Source organism: Streptomyces massasporeus, from assembly GCF_014648995.1.
Classification (GTDB): Bacteria; Actinomycetota; Actinomycetes; order Streptomycetales; family Streptomycetaceae; genus Streptomyces; species Streptomyces massasporeus.
On sequence record NZ_BMSE01000010.1, the window covers coordinates 185013 to 201978 of the forward strand.

Consider the following 16966-nt stretch of genomic DNA (forward strand, 5'->3'; position numbering starts at 1 on the left):
TGTTCCCCGGACGTGACCGTTCGCGAACCAGGGGGCATGGTGGTGAGCGAGGTCACTGCTCTGCGGGAGGCACACCACCATGGCGCGTGAGTCGGAGTCCGGACTGCCCATCGAGCCGGTCTACGGGCCGGAGGCTCTCGAGGGCTGGGATCCGGCGGAGAAGCTGGGGGAGCCGGGGGCGTATCCGTACACCCGTGGGGTGTACCCGTCGATGTACACGGGCCGCCCCTGGACGATGCGCCAGTACGCGGGTTTCGGCACGGCGACGGAGTCCAACGCCCGCTACCGGCAGCTCATCGCGCATGGCACGACGGGTCTGTCGGTCGCCTTCGACCTGCCCACCCAGATGGGCCACGACTCGGATGCGGCGATCGCGCACGGCGAGGTCGGCAAGGTGGGCGTGGCGATCGACTCGATCGACGACATGCGGGTGCTGTTCGACGGGATCCCGCTGGAGAAGGTCTCGACGTCGATGACGATCAACGCCCCGGCCGCACTGTTGCTGCTGCTGTACCAGCTGGTCGCCGAGGAGCAGGGCGTCGCCGCGGACCGGCTGACCGGCACGATCCAGAACGACGTGCTGAAGGAGTACATCGCCCGGGGCACGTACATCTTCCCGCCCAAGCCGTCGCTGCGGCTCATCGCGGACATCTTCCAGTACTGCCGGGTCGAGATGCCGAGGTGGAACACCATCTCCATCTCCGGCTACCACATGGCCGAGGCGGGGGCCTCGCCCGCGCAGGAGATCGCCTTCACCCTGGCCGACGGCATCGAGTACGTGCGCACCGCCGTCGCCGCGGGCATGGACGTCGACGACTTCGCGCCCCGCCTGTCGTTCTTCTTCGTGGCCCGGACGACCCTGCTCGAAGAGGTCGCCAAGTTCCGTGCCGCGCGGCGGATCTGGGCGCGGGTGATGCGCGAGGAGTTCGGCGCGCGCGACCCCAAGTCGCTGATGCTGCGCTTCCACACCCAGACCGCCGGGGTGCAGCTGACCGCCCAGCAGCCCGAGGTGAACCTGGTCCGGGTCGCCGTCCAGGGCCTGGCCGCGGTGCTGGGCGGCACGCAGTCCCTGCACACCAACTCCTTCGACGAGGCCATCGCCCTGCCCACCGCCACATCCGCCCGGCTCGCCCTGCGCACCCAGCAGGTCCTCGCCCACGAGACCGACGTGACCGCCACCGTCGACCCGTTCGCCGGGTCCTACGCCATCGAGAAGCTGACCGATGACGTCGAGGCGGCGGCCGTGGAGCTGATGGACAGGGTCGAGGACCTGGGCGGCGCGGTCGAGGCCATCGAACAGGGCTTTCAGAAGAACGAGATCGAACGCAACGCCTACCGCATCGCCCAGGAGACCGACTCCGGCGAACGCGTCGTGGTCGGCGTCAACCGCTTCCGGCTCGACGAGGAAGAGCCCTACGAGCCGCTGCGTGTCGACCCCGCCATCGAGGCCCGCCAGGCCGAACGCCTGGCCGCACTGCGTGCCGAGCGCGACCAGCCGGCCGTCGACGCGGCCCTGACGGCACTGAAGAAGGCCGCCCAGGGCGAGGACAACGTCCTCTACCCCATGAAAGAGGCGCTCAAAGCCAGGGCCACCGTCGGCGAGGTCTGCAACGCACTGCGCGAGGTGTGGGGTGCGCACATCCCGTCCGACGCCTTCTGAGCGCCGGCCGGGGCCGGGGTGTCGGACCCACGTGCGACACTCGTTGGCATGTTCGGCGTCATCGATCTGCCCACCTACCTGGCGGGCCTCGTCCTGATCATTCTGCTGCCCGGCCCCAACTCGCTGTACGTGCTGTCCGTGGCCGCCCGTCGTGGTGTGCGCGCCGGGTACACCGCCTCCGCCGGAGTCTGGTGCGGGGACGCGGTGTTGATGACGCTGTCCGCGGCCGGGGTCGCCTCGCTGCTCCAGGCGAACGCCGTGCTGTTCGCCATCGTCAAGTACGCGGGGGCCGGATATCTGACCTGGCTGGCCATCGGCATGCTGCGGGCCGCGTGGGGCATGTGGCGGACGCGCGGGGAGCGGACCGCCGAGGGTGAGGCGCCTCCGCCCGCCGAGGAGCGGCCCTTCCGCCGTGCCTTCGTCGTCAGCCTGTTCAACCCCAAGGCGATCCTCTTCTTCGTCGCCTTCTTCGTGCAGTTCGTGGATCCGCAGTACGCCTACCCGGCCCTGTCCTTCGTCGTCCTCGGCGCCCTCGCCCAGTTCGCCAGCGTGCTCTACCTCAGCGCGCTGATCTTCGGCGGCACCAGGCTGGCCGCGGCCTTCCGCCGCCGCCGGCGCCTGTCGGCCGGGGCGACCTCGGCGGCGGGCGCGCTGTTCCTGGGGTTCGCGGTGAAGCTGTCGCTGGCGAGTTCGTAGAGCAGACGCTCTAGCACCGGCCGAAGCGGGCCAGGTACTCCGGGAGACCGGCCGCCGAGTCCCCGGCCCAGCCGACGTAGCCGTCGGGGCGCACGAGGTACAGACCGGGCCCGTACGCGCCGGGTGCGGGGCCCCGTACAACCGGGATCCGCGCGCCGAGGTCGGGGGCCTGCGCGTCCCCCAGGGCCAGCAGCGTCCAGTGCGGGCCGCGGAACGCGTCGAAGAGCCGGACGCCGGTCACCGTCCCGTCGGGTGCGCGGTCGCCCGCCCGCGGCGCGCCCGGGTCGGTCCGGGTCTCGCGGGTGAGCGGCGACTCCCGGTAGCCGAGTCCGAGTTGGCGGGTCGCCTCACCGCGCCGGGTCTCGCCGCGGTGCACTCGGGTGGACAGTCCGAGCACCTCGGCGGCGACGGGCCGCCGCTCCGTCTCGTAGGAGTCGAGCAGCGCCGCGTCCGCGCCGTCGCGCAGCACCGCGCCCAGCTTCCAGCCCAGGTTGTAGGCGTCCTGGACGCTGGTGTTGAGGCCCTGGCCGCCGGCGGGGGAGTGCACGTGCGCCGCGTCTCCGGCGAGGAAGACCCGCCCTGAGCGGAAGTGGTCCGCGAGGGCCGCCCGGGGCCGGAAGTCCGAGGCCCAGCGCAGCTCCGTCACGGACTCCGGCGCGAGGTGCGAGCGGGCGGCGACGACCTTCCGGATGCCCTCCAGGGAGAGGTCCGGGGCCGTCCCCTGCGGGAACTGCGCCACCAGCTGGAAGTCCTCGGTGCCGGCCAGCGGGCAGATCGCGAGGAAGCCGTCCCCCTCACCGGGCGGGAAGACGTGCCAGTTGTCCCGGTCCAGGCCGCTGATCCGGACGTCCGCCACCAGCGTCGGATGCGGGTCGACGGTCTCGCCCGCCATGCCGATGCCGAGCAGCCCGCGCACGGTCGAGCGGCCGCCGTCCGCCGCCACGGCGTACCGGGCGGTGAGGGCCTCGCCCGAGGCGAACTCCGCGCGCACCCCGCCCTCGTCCTGCGTCAGAGCGACGACCTCCCGGCCGAAGGCCACCTCGCCGCCCAGCTCCTCCAGCCGCGCCCGCAGGACCTGCTGCGTGCGCCACTGCGGCACCATCCACGGCTCGTTGTAGGGCGCGTCCTCGCTCGGCTCGGCGGCGTCGAACATGCGGTGCTCGCCCGCCCGCCTGCCGTCCTGCCAGATCATCCCCACCGGGTAGGTGCCGCCCGCGGCCCGGATCGCGTCCAGCACGCCCAGGTCGTCGAAGACCTCCATCGTGCGCGGCTGGATGCCCTTGCCGCGCGAGCCGGGGAACAGGGTCTGCGCCCGCTCCACGATCAGCGCGGTCACGCCCCGCCGGGCGAGGTCGATCCCGAGTGCCAGGCCCGTCGGGCCCGCGCCCACCACCAGCACGTCCGTGTCCCTGATCGTCTTCATCGGCCACCCTCTCCTTAACGCTGTTAAGTAGCTCCGTTTCCCGAGGGTCGCCTTAACGGTGTTAAGTTGTCAAGCGTGAGTACGGAACGACGCGAGCCCCTGGACCGCCGCCGGGTCGCGGACACCGCGCTGCGGCTGCTGAACGAGGTGGGCCTGGACGGCCTGACCCTGCGCGCCATCGCCCGGGAACTGGACGTGAAGGCGCCCGCCCTCTACTGGCACTTCAAGGACAAGCAGGCGCTGCTCGACGAGATGGCGACGGAGATGTACCGCCGGATGGTCGCCGGGACCGCGCTCGACCCGGCCGACACCTGGCAGGACCGGCTGCTCAGGGCCAACCGGGGGCTGCGCGCGGCCCTGCTCGGCTACCGGGACGGCGCGAAGGTCTTCAGCGGCTCACGCTTCACCGGCATCGAGCACGCCGGGCCGATGGAGGACAACCTGCGCCTGTTCACGGCCGCCGGGTTCACCCTCGCCCAGGCGGCCCGCGCGCTCACCACGGCCTACCTGTACACCCTGGGCTTCGTCACCGAGGAGCAGGGAGTCCAGCCACTGCCGGGCGAGCGCCGCGAGGGCTACGACATGGACGAACGCGCCCGCCTGATGGCCGACTTTCCGTTGTCGGCCCAGGCGGGCGCGGAGATCTTCGAGGACTACGACCGGCACTTCGAGGAGGGACTCGCCCTCGTGATCGGGGGGATCGGGGCGCGCTACGGGGTCTCATGACGCGGTCCGGCGCGTCAGGACCGTTTCGCGCGGGCCCGCCGTACGGCCCGGAAGACCACGGGCGGCAGCAGGTCCTTGGCGAGCCGGCGGGTCCGGGACGGGGCGGGGCGGGCCGGGCGTGCCGCCCGCGTCTCGGTGACCGTGGGGGCGGCCGCCGGTGCCGTCGCCGGTTCCACGTAGTGCCGTGAGGGCGGGAAGGACGGCGGCTTCATGCCGCGGGAGCGGGTCCGGATCAGCCGGTGCCCGGCCGCCTCCTGCACGCTCACCCCGACGTCCGAGCGCTGCCGCAGCATCTCCAGCAGCTCTTCCTGGAGCGGCTCGGGGTCGCCCCAGGTGGCGTACATCTTCTGCGTGCTGAGGCAGATCGGGCGCAGGCCGCGGTTGAGGACGGCCTCCCAGGCGGCGACCGAGACACCCGGGGTGTGCTCGGAGCGGAAGTCGTCGAGGACCACGACCCCCTCGGGCAGCAGGATGTCGTGGGCCGCGCCGATGTCGCCGTACACATGCTCGTACAGGTGCGAGGCGTCGATGTGGAGGAAGCGGCAGGTGTCCGGGGCCACCTTCTCGTCCACCAGGGAACTGGGGCCGGTGATCACCGTCGGCAGGGTGTCGTGGAAGGACAGGTAGTTCCGCTCGAAGGCCTGCTGGGTGAGTGAGGCGTACGACTTCGAGGACTCCGCCTTGTTGGCCTCGTCCGGGGCGTCGCCCTCGAAGAGGTCGCAGACGGTGAACAGCTCGCCGTCCTGGAGGTGGTGGCCGAGGAGGATCGCGCTCTTGCCCATGTAGACGCCGAGTTCCAGCAGGTCACCCTTTATGCCGGCCTTCTGCTGCTGTTCGAGGAACCAGGTGAACAGCATCTGGTCCAGCGGCGGGAACCAGCCCGGGACGTCGGCGAGTTCGCCGGGGTGCTTGTCGGTTGCCTGTGCGTTGGTCATGAGACGAGCCTTCTCTCTGAGCCTTGCCCGAACCGACGGCCGGTTGAACGTCCCGTGAACAGGGTCAGCGGGTCTTCGCCAGCGCCGTCCGCAGCCGGGGCGTCAGCGACTTCTCCACATATTTGTGCAGCAACCACGCCAGCAGCAGCATTGACGCCACCGTGAGCGCGAACGTCACTCCGGAGGGCAGTCCCAGACCGCGGTGCAGGGCGTGGATCACCACCCAGCCGAGATGCTCGTGGACCAGGTAGAAGGGGTACGTCAGCGCGCCCGCGACCGTCAGCCACCGCCAGTTCACCCGGCCCAGCAGCCCCAGCGCGATCGCGGCGACCGCCACGAAGCCGAACGTGACGACGGCGATGATCCCGAACGAGGAGCGGTAGGAGAAGGCCTCCGGGTTCGGGGCGTGCCACAACCCCTGCACCGCGTAGTGCTGCCCGATCAGCCAGCTGACGGCCACGATGCCCCACCCGTAGACGTCCCGCCGGTCGCGGTGCACGAGGTAGAGGCCGACACCGCCGATGAAGAAGGGCGCGTACTCGGGCATCAGGACGATGTCGAGCAGCGGCATGTTCGCGTTCTGAGCGATCACCGCCGCCAGCATCCAGCCCGCGCAGAACATGATCACCCGGCGGCGGTTCGCGCCGGGCAGCACGACGCACAGGGCGAACAGGGCGTAGAAGCGGACCTCCGCCCACAGGGTCCAGCACACCCCGAGTACCCGGTCGACGCCCAGGGGCATCTGGAGCATCGTCAGGTTCACCAGGGCGTCGCTCGGCGACACGGCCTTGTAGGCGACCACCGGCAGCGCGAAGACGCCGGTCACCAGCAGGACGGCCGCCCAGTAGGCGGGCAGCAGCCGGGAGGCGCGGGAGGCGAAGAACGACTTCAGGGGCCGGCCCCAGCCGCTCATACAGATCACGAAACCGCTGATCACGAAGAACACCTGGACGCCGAGGCAGCCGTAGGCGAACAGCGAGTGCAGGGTGGGGAACTGGTCCCGCGGCGAGGTGCCCCACGCCTGACCGACCTCACCGTCTCGTCCGCCGTAGTGGTACAGCGCCACCATCAACGCGGCCACCAGCCGCAGTCCGTCGAGGGCGCGCAGCCGCCCGCCGGAGTCCTTTCCGCGCCGCGGGACGGTCGTGGCCCCCGGTGGTTCGACCAGCACGGCGCTGCCGGGCCGGGGCTTTCGGGTGCTGACGACCGTCTCGGTCACGCTGGAAACCTCTGTGTGGCTCGTATGTCCTTTGCCTGAGCCGCCTGTGGGCGGGCGCCTGTCACCCTAGGACGAGAGTTGACGCAATCACGTTCGATGGCGACAGGCTTCGCCTGCCGGTCCCCATGGGTTCATCTGGATGTCGCCGGGGGCGGGCGGCCGGGCGGACCGGCTCAGCGGCGGACCGCCTTGCGCAGGGCCCGGGCCCGCCTGACCACCCGGCGTGCCGTGGAATTGCGCGGCAGGAACGCCAGCCGCTGCGGAATGCCCCCGGGCAGCCCGAGCGCGGTGAGGCGGCGCTTCTTGAAGTAGCGCCGGGTCCGCGGACCGAGGTGCCGGGCGAGGAACCGCTCGGCCTGCGGGCGCAGCTCCGGGTAGATCTGAGGCTGCATGGTGAACCCGAGGGCCGTGAGGAGGCCGGACAGCCGCTCGGCCGGCAGGACGTCGCCGTCCTTGCCGCTCTCCAGGCCGGGCAGCAGCGCGTCCGCCAGCGTGGTCGGCACCCGGTTGCTGTTCTGATACGGCGTCAGCCGCTCCAGCAGCAGCTCCGTGCCGATGCGGGCGACCGGCAGGTCGTAGAACGCGGACGCGGTGAACAGCGCGGTCGAGAAGCAGCCGACGACCAGGGCGGGCCGGGCGCGGTCGAACAGCACCTCGGCGAGCACGGGCGTGTCCAGCACGGTGAGGTCCACGCCGAGCTTCCCGGCCTCGGTCTCCAGGGCGCGGCTGTAGCGGGCGGGTGCGGTCGGGTGGGGCTTGAAGACGACGGTGCGGTGGCCGCGGGCGACGGCGCCCCGCATCATCCGCACGTGCAGGTCCTCCTCCTCTTCGGGGGAGAGGATGTTCAGCGCGGAGAGGTACTGGCCGAGCAGCAGCGCCGAGTCGCCGGGCACGTCCGGCAGTTCGGGCACGGTCTCGGTGACCTCCCCGAGCACCTTCAGGAACGCGGGCGTCGGCACCAGGTGCGCCGGCACGCCGAACTCGGTGAGCAGCATCGGCGTGAGCCCCGGCACCAGATCGAGGTGCAGCAGCCGCCGTACGCGCGTGCCGACCAGCGGGTCGAGCTTGTTGCGGGTCGGGCCGTAGCTCATCAGCCCGTCGGCGTAGACGTCGACGGGGGCGTCGGTGAACAGCTGGGCCACCGTCAGGGCGGGTGCCACCTGGATGGACTCCAGCACCAGGCTCACCCGATCGTCGCCAAGGCCCCACAACAGGCGTAGATAGCGCTCGAAGAGCGGGACGTCGTCGGCGCGTGGCGTCCACGCCCCGGGGTGGAAGGGGCGGATCGCCTCGTTCCAGGACAGCACCTCGTCGAAGTGCTCGCGCAGCGGCGCGAAGCCCGGCATCTCGTCGAGGGCCGGAGTGGTCTCCGGGGTCGCGGAGTTGTTGAACACCAGCAGCACCCGGCGGTCCGGCTCCTCGAAGAGGTCGGAGTCGATCGCGGCGGCCAGGGTGGCGACGCCGTAGAGCGTCGAGGCGCAGAAGATCTGAGTGGTCCCGGGCATCAGGCGGCCGCTCCCGTCGTGGTCACCCGGCGCCGCAGCCGCCGCAGCTTGGACGAGCGGTCCATGTCCATGGCCTCCAGTGCGTCGGCGAGTGCGTCCTGCGGCATGCGCTTGATGGCCGCCGCGCTCATCGACCGCAGCTGCCTGGCCACGGCCGGTTCGAACCTGTCTTCGTTGGAGAGGTGGTGGGCGATGATCGCGCAGTAGGTCCGCACCGCCTTCGGCAGCAGCCGGTCGGCGTCGCGGTCCGCGGCCGTCTCCTCGATCACCTGGTCGAAGGCGCGGATGAAGTCGAGCTGGCGGACGTCGCCGATCTGCGTCAGGGACGAGGCCACCCCGCGCCGGTAGAACACGCCCAGCAGGCTCACCACGGCGAACGACTCCGCCTCGCGGTGGAGCTTCCAGATCCACGGCCGGTCCTCGGCCGTGCGCAGCCCGTCGGTGAAGTGGAGCAGGCCCTTGTCGACCAGACGGCGGTGGTAGGCGCCGGCCCAGGCGTAGGCGTAGTCCACCGAGGTCGAGCGGTGGGCGGGCAGGATCGCCTCGCGCGGGCTGAACACCTCCCAGCGCCGGCCGATCGGCACCCTGCTCACGGAACGGGCCCGGGCGGTGGCCTGCACATGGTCGGTGCGCACGAAGTCGCACCCCAGGTCGTCCATCGCGGACACCAGTTCGGTGAAGTAGCCGGGGGCCAGCCAGTCGTCGCCGTCCAGGAACGTCAGGTACTCGCCCTGCGCCGCGTCCAGGCCGGTGTTGCGGGCGGTGGCGAGCCCACCGTTGCGCTCATGGCGGATGTACCGCACCTGGGCGACATCCGAAAGGTCCTCGGCCGCTCGTTCGAGAATGGCCGGAGTTTCGTCCTTCGAATGGTCGTCGACCAGGATGAACTCGAAATCGCGGTCGGCGTTCAACCGAAGGCTTCTGAGGGTGTCCGGGGCATATTGCTGCACGTTGTAGAACGGCACGATCACGGAAAGCTTAGGCACCCGCAAAACGTTAGGAGCCCGCCCGGCAGCGGAACTTTCCGGTGAAGGTACACCGGGTGAACTCCATGTGTCAGAACGGTGCACCCCGTGTACTTTCCGCCTTCCAGCAGGCCAGTTCGGCTCTCGGTGGGCTGTTGTTAACTTTTCGTTGAGTCGCGGTTCCGCCATACCTCGGATTCGCTTCCTAGCGTCTTCGACGTGCCAGTAAGTACACCGAAGCGCCCGCGAATCGCGGTCCTCGCCGACAGCGACACCCGATGGAAATGGGGTGCGCTGACAGCGGACCGCGTCGTCCCGGGGCCGTCCATGGAAGCCGCACCGCGCGAGGGCGCGCAAGTCGGCCCCCTCCTCGACGGATTCCTGCTGCGCGGCCGGGCCACGCCCACCCCGCGCCAGCTGGAGGAAGTGGGCGTACGCGCCGACTCGCTGCGCGAGGTCACCGCCGTCGAGTTCCTGCGCGCCATGGCCGAGGAGTCCTACGACGTCCTCGTCCTCTCCCTCGTCGGCGGCGGAGTACAGGCGATGCTGCACGGCCTGGCACGCGTCTGGGAGAACCGCACCACACGGCCCGTCGTCGTCACCGGCTACGTCGGTGTCGTCTACGAGAAGCTCGCCGACGGCCTGCTGCTGCGGCACGGCGCGGACCTGGTCCTCGCCAACTCCCGCCAGGACGCGGACCGTTTCCGGGCCGTCTACGAAGGGGTCGGCGCCGACGCCTCCGCGGTGACCGAGGTGGCCCTGCCCTTCCTCGGCGGTGCGCCCTACGAAGGTGAACACGACCCCTACACGGTCGTCTTCGCCGCCCAGCCCTCCGTCCCGGACAGCCGCAAGGACCGTTCGTACCTGCTGAACCGGCTGGTGCAGCACGCCCGCCGGCACCCCGAACGCGAGGTGCTGCTGAAGCTGCGCTCCAAGCCCGGCGAACACACCACCCACATCGAGGAGTTGCCCTACCAGAGGCTGGTGCAGCGCCTCGATCCGCCCGCCAACTTCCGCCTGGTGTACGGCAACATGGGCGAGGTCCTGGACCGGACCGACCTGCTCGTGACGGTCAGCTCCACGGCCGCGCTGGAGTCGCTGCACCGCCGGATCCCGACCGTCGTGCTGAGCGACCTCGGTATCCGCGAGTCCCTCGGCAACCACCACTTCGTGGGCTCCGGCTGCCTCGCCTCCTGGGACCAGCTCGACGCCGGGCACCGGCCCACACCCGACGAGGAGTGGGTCTCCCGGCAGGGCGTCGCCGCCGGGGGCACCTCCCGGACGGAGTCTGGGGAAGGCTCCTACGCCTCGGCCTTCGACGCGGCCCGGGAACGCATCGCCGAGCTGCTCGACCGGCCCGGCGGCCTGCCCCCGCTGACCCCGTACTACACCCCCGTCACCGCGCCCGGCTATCTGCCCGGGCTCCTCGCCCGCCACCACCTCGGCCCGGACGGCACCCCGCTGCCCGGCGCACCCGCCGCCGACAAGGAGCCCGGACCGGTCCGGCAGATCGTGCGCCGGGCGGCGCGCGGCGCCTACCGGCACGGCGTCCAGCGCGTGGCGCCCGTCATCCGGCGGATGGGCGAGCTGTGAGCCGCCCCGAGACCCCTGCCCAAGGAGTAGACCCCATGTCCCAACCGGAAGCGGGCCAAGGCGCCTCGGTGCGCCGCGTGCTCGCGGTGATCCCCGCCCGCGGCGGCTCCAAGGGCGTCCCCGCGAAGAACCTCCTCCCCGTCGGCGGCGTCCCGCTGGTGGCACGCGCGGTGCGCGAATGCCGCGCCGCCCGGCTGGTGACCGACGTCGTGGTCTCCACCGACGACCAGGCCATCGCGGCCGCCGCCCGTGAGGCCGGCGCCGAGGTCGTGCTGCGCCCCGCCGCCATCGCCGGCGACACGGCCACCTCCGAGGCCGCCGTCCTGCACGCCGTGGACGCGCACGAGGCCCTGCACGGCGCGGTCGTGGACGTCGTCCTGCTCGTGCAGTGCACCAGCCCGTTCATCGTCCGCGAGGACATCGACGGGGTCGCGGGCGCGATCGTCGAGAACGGCGCCGACACCGCGGTGACCGTGGCGCCCTTCCACGGGTTCATCTGGCGGGACGCCGACGACGAGGCAGCGGCCGGCTCCGTCGCGGAGACCGATGCCGCGATCGGCGGCGGCTACGGCGTCAACCACGACAAGTCCTTCCGGCCCCGCCGCCAGGACCGCCCCCAGGACCTGCTGGAGACCGGCGCCGCCTACGCCATGGAGGCCTCCGGCTTCCGCAAGCACCAGCACCGCTTCTTCGGCCGCACCGAGCTGGTCCGCACGGACCCCGCGCGCGTGCTGGAGATCGACGACCCGCACGACCTCGCCCGCGCCCGGGCCCTCGCCCCGCTCTTCGACGCGGACCGGCCCGGCGCCCTCCCGACCGCCGACGACATCGACGCGGTCGTCCTCGACTTCGACGGCACCCAGACCGACGACCGGGTGCTCGTCGACTCCGACGGACGGGAGTTCGTCTCCGTGCACCGCGGGGACGGACTCGGCATCGCGGCCCTCCGTGCGAGCGGTCGCCTGAAGATGCTGATCCTGTCCACGGAACAGAACCCTGTGGTCGCCGCCCGGGCCCGGAAGCTGAAGCTCCCGGTGCTGCACGGCATCGACCGCAAGGACCTCGCGCTGAAGCAGTGGTGCGAGGAGCAGGGCATCGCGCCGGAGCGCGTGCTCTACGTCGGCAACGACGTCAATGACCTCCCGTGCTTCGCCCTCGTGGGCTGGCCCGTGGCGGTCGCGAGCGCCCACGACGTCGTGCGCGGCGCCGCACGCGCGGTCACCACCGTCCCCGGTGGCGACGGCGCGATCCGAGAGATCGCCAGCTGGATCCTCGGCCCCTCTCTCGATTCCCTCACCAAGTAAGGACATCTCTGCCATGAGCACCAACTCCCGTATCCGCCGCTTCGGTTCGCGCGAGGTCGGCCCGGGCCGTCCGGTCTACGTCTGCGGTGAGATCGGCATCAACCACAACGGCGAGCTCGAGAACGCCTTCAAGCTGATCGACGCCGCCGCCGAGGCCGGCTGCGACGCCGTCAAGTTCCAGAAGCGCACCCCGGAGATCTGCACCCCGCGCGACCAGTGGGACATCGAGCGCGACACGCCCTGGGGCCGGATGACCTACATCGACTACCGCCACCGCGTGGAGTTCGGCGAGGACGAGTACCGCGCGATCGACGACTACTGCACGTCGAAGAACATCGACTGGTTCGCTTCCCCGTGGGACACCGAGGCCGTCGCCTTCCTGGAGAAGTTCGACGTCCCCGCCCACAAGGTGGCCTCCGCCTCCCTCACCGACGACGAGCTGCTGCGCGCCCTGCGCTCCACCGGCCGCGCCGTGATCCTCTCCACCGGCATGTCGACGCCGAAGCAGATCCGCCACGCGGTCGAGGTGCTCGGCTCGGACAACATCCTGATGTGCCACGCCACGTCGACCTACCCGGCGAAGGCCGAGGAGCTCAACCTGCGTGTGATCAACACGCTGGAGAAGGAGTTCCCGAACGTCCCGATCGGCTACTCCGGCCACGAGACCGGCCTGCAGACCACCCTCGCCGCGGTCGCCCTGGGCGCCACCTTCGTCGAGCGTCACATCACCCTCGACCGCGCCATGTGGGGCTCGGACCAGGCCGCGTCCGTGGAGCCGCAGGGCCTGACGCGCCTCGTCCGCGACATCCGCACCATCGAGGCCTCCCTCGGTGACGGCGTCAAGAAGGTCTACGAGTCCGAGCTCGGCCCGATGAAGAAGCTGCGCCGCGTCAGCGGTGTGGTCGCCGAGGCGGAGATCGCCGACGCGGCGGGCGAGCCGGTAGGCGTCTGATCCCCCACCCCCACAACCCCCCTCACCACGGGACGGTCGTACGTCGATGAGCCCCCGCGCCGGGAACGCCGGCCCCCACACTCTCGCCTTCGTCGAGAGCCCGGTACAGCTGCTGAACGTGCTGGAGTGGGCGCACGCGCACGCCCCCGGCGTGGGGCTCACCCTCGTGGTGCTGTCACCCGTCGACCCGATGACGCGCGGCCAGCTGCGGCGGATGTCCGACCTGGCCCGCGACGAGGGCCACCGGGTCCGCTGGGAGGAAGCGCGCGGCGGGCCCCTCGCGCCCTTCCAGACCATCGGCGGCCTGTCCGGCCTGCTCCGCAGGGCACGCAGGGTCGTGCTGGGGGACCCCTTCTCCCGCTACGTCCAGCTGCTGCTGACGATCACCCGCGCCCGTGACCTGGTCGTCGTCGACGACGGCACGGCGACGATGGAGTTCGTCGGGCAGCTGGCCCGGGGCGAACGCCTGGTGCGCTGGCACCGCAAGGGCGGCCGCCCCGGCCCGCGGGACGTCGTCTTCGCGCCGGTGTCGGCGTCGGCCCGCCGCCGGCTGACCCCCGGCGAGCGGCGCCACATCGAGATCTTCTCCTCCATGCCGATGGAGGAGACCCCGGCGGGCGTGACCGTCCGCGCCAACACCTTCGCCTGGACCCGGACGCGCTTCGGCCCGCCCCGCATCACCAAGGGCGCGGACATGGTGGGCACGTCCCTGGTGGAGACCGGGGTGGTGGACGACGGCCGCTATCTGGAGGCCGTCCACGCCCTGACGACGGCTCACGGCGCCACCCGCTACTTCGCCCACCGCCGCGAGAGCACGGACAAGCTCCACCGCCTCGCCGCCGCGACGGGCCTGGAGATCGTCCGCCCCGAACTCCCCCTCGAACTGATCGCCCGCCGCGGCCCCATCGGCCGGACGGTCCTCAGCTTCCCGTCCACGGTCGTCCACACCCTCCCCCTCGCCCTGTCCGGCACGAAGGTCCGCGTCGCCGTCTGCGACATCGACCCCGCCTGGCTGACCGAGAACGCCTCCCCGCGGGCCCAGGGCTTCCTGTCCGGGGTCACGGGCACGGCCCGGGACGTCCACCGGCTCTCCCCGACGGCTCCGACGGCAGCCCCGAACCCGGTGAACCCGACGAGCCCGTCCGGCCCGGCACCCTTCACCGCCACGCCGCCCTCCGCGGGACTGGTAGGCCCCGCGGCGTCGTGACGCGCCCCGCTCACACCTCCCGCGGCACCGGCCCGGGCCTGCGCGCCAGCAGGAACGCGCGCGGCAGCTTCTCCCCGGGGCCGGGCTCGCGCAGGACGCGGGCGTGGAGCTCCAGCCCCGCATCCGCGAGGTGCGCGGCGACCGTGTCCGGTGTGCGCCAGTAGGAGTCGAGCGCGATCTCCTGCCCGTAGCGCTCGGTCAGGCGCCGGTGTCCGTCCTCGTCCCCGGACTGGAAGCCCAGCAGTACGGGCGCCCCCGGCAACAGGACACGGCGGAACTCGGCGAAGGCGGCCGGCAGGTGATCGTCCGGCACGTGGATGATCGAGTAGAGCGCGACGATGCCGCCGAGCGTCTCGTCCGGCAGGTCCAGCGCGGTCATGGAACCGACGTGGAAGCGCAGCTCCGGGTGCGCCCGGCGGGCCAGCGCCACCATGCGGGGCGACACGTCGATCCCGAAGACCGGCAGGCCGGCCTCGTGCAGCCGCGCCGTCACGTACCCCGGCCCGCTGCCGACGTCCGCGACCGGAGGCTTCCCCGGCATCCCGGGAGCCCGGACGAGCTCCACGAAGGCCGTCAGCAGCGCCCGCTCCAGTGGTCTGCCGGCCAGGCTGTCGGGGTGCTCGGCGGCGTAGGCCTCGGCGATGGCGTCGTACGAGGCCTGCGTGGACTGTAAGAACTCGGGGGCGCGCACGGGCGCAGACTAGCGGGGAGCGCGTCCGGCAGATGAACACGCCCGTGTTCGCCGCGCAGGGCGTGGTATCCGTGGAGAGGATGGATGGATACCGGAGTCGTGACGCGCATGTGGTCGAAGTCACACTCCGGGGGGTGGGTGCCCCGGCCTGGCCCAAAAGGCTGGCCAGTTTACCCATCTCACTTGATAGCTATGCGTCCGGCGGTCATATTTTCTTCCCCTTTCGGGTTGAAGTTTTGTTGATCCAGGGTCGTTCGACCGCCTTGGCGCCCTACCCTTCAAAGGGTGAAGCCACTGATGTCACTGGAGTCCGAGGTCGATCTTCCCGGAGGAGCCGTACTTCCCGGTGCGCTGCCCGACGCTCTGCGGGCCGAGCTCATCGCGTTCCGACGCGACATGCACATGCACCCGGAGCTCGGCAACCAGGAGTTCCGCACCACCGCCGCGATCAAGGAGCGGCTGGAGCGGGCGGGCCTCAAGCCGCGCGTCCTCGCCGTGGGCACCGGACTCGTCTGTGACATCGGCGTGGAGGGCGAGCAGTGGGACGGAGGCCCCAGCATGCTCGCCCTGCGGGCCGACATCGACGGCCTGCCCATCCCGGACACCAAGACGGACTGCCCGTACCGCTCCACCGTGCCCGACCGCGCGCACGCCTGCGGTCACGACGTGCACACCACCGTCGTCCTCGGCGCCGGTCTCGTCCTCGCCGAACTGCACCGGCGGGGCGCGCTGCCCCGCCCGGTCCGGCTGATCTTCCAGCCCGCCGAAGAGGTGCTGCCCGGCGGCGCCGCCGACGTCATCAAGTGCGGGGCGCTGGAAGGCGTGGGCGCGATCATCGCCGTGCACTGCGACCCCCGGGTGGACGCGGGCAAGATCGGTCTGCGCGAGGGCCCGATCACCTCCGCCTGCGACCGGCTGGAGATCGGCCTCGACGGCCCGGGCGGCCACACCGCCCGCCCCCACCTCACGACCGACCTGGTCACCGCCGCCGCCCGCGTCGTCACCGACGTGCCCGCGCTGGTCGGACGGCGCTTCGACAGCCGCAGCGGGCTCGCCATCACCTGGGGCCGTGTCGAGTCGGGCCACGCCCCGAACGTGATCCCGCAGCACGCCGAGCTCTCCGGCACCGTGCGCTGCCTCGACCTCGAGGCGTGGCGGCAGGCTCCCGACGTCGTCGTCGCGGCCATCGACGAGATCGCCAACCTCCACCGCGCCAAGTCGGAGATCAACTACGTGCGCGGCGTCCCGCCCGTGGTCAACGAGCCCGGCGTCACCGAACTGCTGCGCGAGGCCATGATCGCCCGGCGCGGCGTCGAGTCCGTCGAGGGCACCGAGCAGAGCCTCGGCGGCGAGGACTTCTCCTGGTACCTGGAACACGTCCCCGGCGCCATGGCCCGCCTCGGCGTCCGCACCCCCGGCGAACGCCAGATCCGCGACCTCCACCAGGGCGACTTCGACGTCGACGAATCGGCCATCACGGTAGGAGTGGAACTCTTCACAGCAGCGGCCCTGGTCAACGGCCTCCGCTAGACGCGCCGGCCCCGCCTTCTTGAGGGACGTGAGGACCACGTCCCCAGGGGCGCGGGGAACTGCGCGACAAGCCACGGCGGCGCTGCACGGCTATTCAGGGGCGCGGGGAACGGCGCGACCGGCCCACGATGGCGCCGCACGGCATTTAGGGGCGCGGGGAACTGCGCGACGAGCCACGCGATGGCGCTGCACGGCTTTCAGGGGCGCGGGGAACTGCGCGACGAGCCACGATGGCGCCGGACGGTTATTCAGGGGCGCGGGGAACGGCGCGACCGGCCCACGATGGCGCCGCACGGCATTTAGGGGCGCGGGGAACTGCGCGACGAGCCACGGCGGCGCTGCACGGTTATTCAGGGGCGCGGGGAACGGCGCGACCGGCCCACGATGGCGCCGCACGGCATTTAGGGGCGCGGGGAACTGCGCGACGAGCCACGATGGCGCCGCACGGCTATTCAGGGGCGCGGGGAACGGCGCAACCAGCCACCACGGCGCCGCACCAGGCCGACAACCCACCCCCCAAGGCCCGCCCCGACCCACGGCACCGCACAAGGCCGACACCC

General features: G+C 71.7%; 14 protein-coding genes. 8 read left to right on the top strand and 6 right to left on the bottom strand.

The features are described from left to right. The first annotated feature begins 79 nt into the window (after positions 1-79). Both IE153_RS22755 and leuE read left to right on the top strand, forming a co-directional pair. The gene (locus tag IE153_RS22755) at positions 80-1660 is read left to right on the top strand and encodes an acyl-CoA mutase large subunit family protein (RefSeq protein WP_189591668.1); all 1581 of its coding nucleotides are present in this window, start codon (positions 80-82) and stop codon (positions 1658-1660) included. Between the two features lie 48 nt (positions 1661-1708). Beyond that, positions 1709-2356, top strand: coding sequence for a leucine efflux protein LeuE (gene leuE / locus IE153_RS22760; RefSeq protein ID WP_189591669.1), 648 nt, complete (start codon positions 1709-1711; stop codon positions 2354-2356). Between the two features lie 10 nt (positions 2357-2366). Here leuE and IE153_RS22765 read toward each other — a convergent pair whose 3' ends face one another. Continuing rightward, positions 2367-3779, bottom strand: a complete 1413-nt coding sequence (locus IE153_RS22765; protein WP_189591670.1) for an FAD-dependent oxidoreductase — start codon at positions 3777-3779, stop codon at positions 2367-2369. Between the two features lie 75 nt (positions 3780-3854). On the opposite strand from IE153_RS22765, the gene IE153_RS22770 reads away from it, so the two are divergent. Beyond that, a complete protein-coding gene (locus tag IE153_RS22770) occupies positions 3855-4505 on the top strand; it encodes a TetR/AcrR family transcriptional regulator C-terminal domain-containing protein (RefSeq protein ID WP_189591671.1) in 651 nt (216 codons plus the stop codon). A gap of 14 nt (positions 4506-4519) precedes the next feature. Here IE153_RS22770 and IE153_RS22775 read toward each other — a convergent pair whose 3' ends face one another. The 4 genes from IE153_RS22775 to IE153_RS22790 form a co-directional block, all read right to left on the bottom strand. Beyond that, on the bottom strand, positions 4520-5440 hold the full coding sequence (locus IE153_RS22775; RefSeq protein ID WP_189591672.1) for a class I SAM-dependent methyltransferase: 921 nt from the start codon (positions 5438-5440) through the stop codon (positions 4520-4522). A gap of 64 nt (positions 5441-5504) precedes the next feature. Next, the gene (locus IE153_RS22780) at positions 5505-6659 is read right to left on the bottom strand and encodes an acyltransferase family protein (RefSeq protein WP_189591673.1); all 1155 of its coding nucleotides are present in this window, start codon (positions 6657-6659) and stop codon (positions 5505-5507) included. Between the two features lie 173 nt (positions 6660-6832). Continuing rightward, positions 6833-8164: an alpha-2,8-polysialyltransferase family protein gene (locus tag IE153_RS22785; RefSeq protein WP_189591674.1), complete on the bottom strand. Its 1332-nt coding sequence runs from the start codon at positions 8162-8164 to the stop codon at positions 6833-6835. Next, positions 8164-9150: a glycosyltransferase family 2 protein gene (locus IE153_RS22790; protein ID WP_189591675.1), complete on the bottom strand. Its 987-nt coding sequence runs from the start codon at positions 9148-9150 to the stop codon at positions 8164-8166. Before IE153_RS22790 ends, IE153_RS22785 begins: the two co-directional genes overlap by 1 nt. Before the next feature lie 198 nt (positions 9151-9348). On the opposite strand from IE153_RS22790, the gene IE153_RS22795 reads away from it, so the two are divergent. From IE153_RS22795 to IE153_RS22810, 4 genes are read left to right on the top strand one after another with little or no spacing between them, the layout of a single operon-like run. Continuing rightward, positions 9349-10722 carry a DUF6716 putative glycosyltransferase gene (locus IE153_RS22795; protein ID WP_189591676.1) on the top strand — a complete coding sequence of 458 codons (1374 nt, stop codon included), beginning with the start codon at positions 9349-9351 and terminating at the stop codon, positions 10720-10722. Between the two features lie 35 nt (positions 10723-10757). Then, positions 10758-12026 (top strand): acylneuraminate cytidylyltransferase, encoded by a 1269-nt coding sequence (locus IE153_RS22800; protein ID WP_189591677.1) that lies wholly within the window; start codon positions 10758-10760, stop codon positions 12024-12026. Positions 12027-12039: 13 nt separating this feature from the next. Beyond that, positions 12040-12978 (top strand): N-acetylneuraminate synthase family protein, encoded by a 939-nt coding sequence (locus IE153_RS22805; RefSeq protein WP_189591678.1) that lies wholly within the window; start codon positions 12040-12042, stop codon positions 12976-12978. Between the two features lie 46 nt (positions 12979-13024). Next, positions 13025-14185, top strand: coding sequence for a ferritin family protein (locus tag IE153_RS22810; protein WP_229829118.1), 1161 nt, complete (start codon positions 13025-13027; stop codon positions 14183-14185). A gap of 10 nt (positions 14186-14195) precedes the next feature. Here IE153_RS22810 and IE153_RS22815 read toward each other — a convergent pair whose 3' ends face one another. Continuing rightward, positions 14196-14876: a class I SAM-dependent DNA methyltransferase gene (locus tag IE153_RS22815; protein WP_189591679.1), complete on the bottom strand. Its 681-nt coding sequence runs from the start codon at positions 14874-14876 to the stop codon at positions 14196-14198. Positions 14877-15173: 297 nt separating this feature from the next. Here IE153_RS22815 and IE153_RS22820 point away from each other — a divergent pair, with 297 nt between their 5' ends. Further along, positions 15174-16406 (top strand): M20 family metallopeptidase, encoded by a 1233-nt coding sequence (locus IE153_RS22820; protein ID WP_189591759.1) that lies wholly within the window; start codon positions 15174-15176, stop codon positions 16404-16406. Positions 16407-16966: the final 560 nt, after the last annotated feature.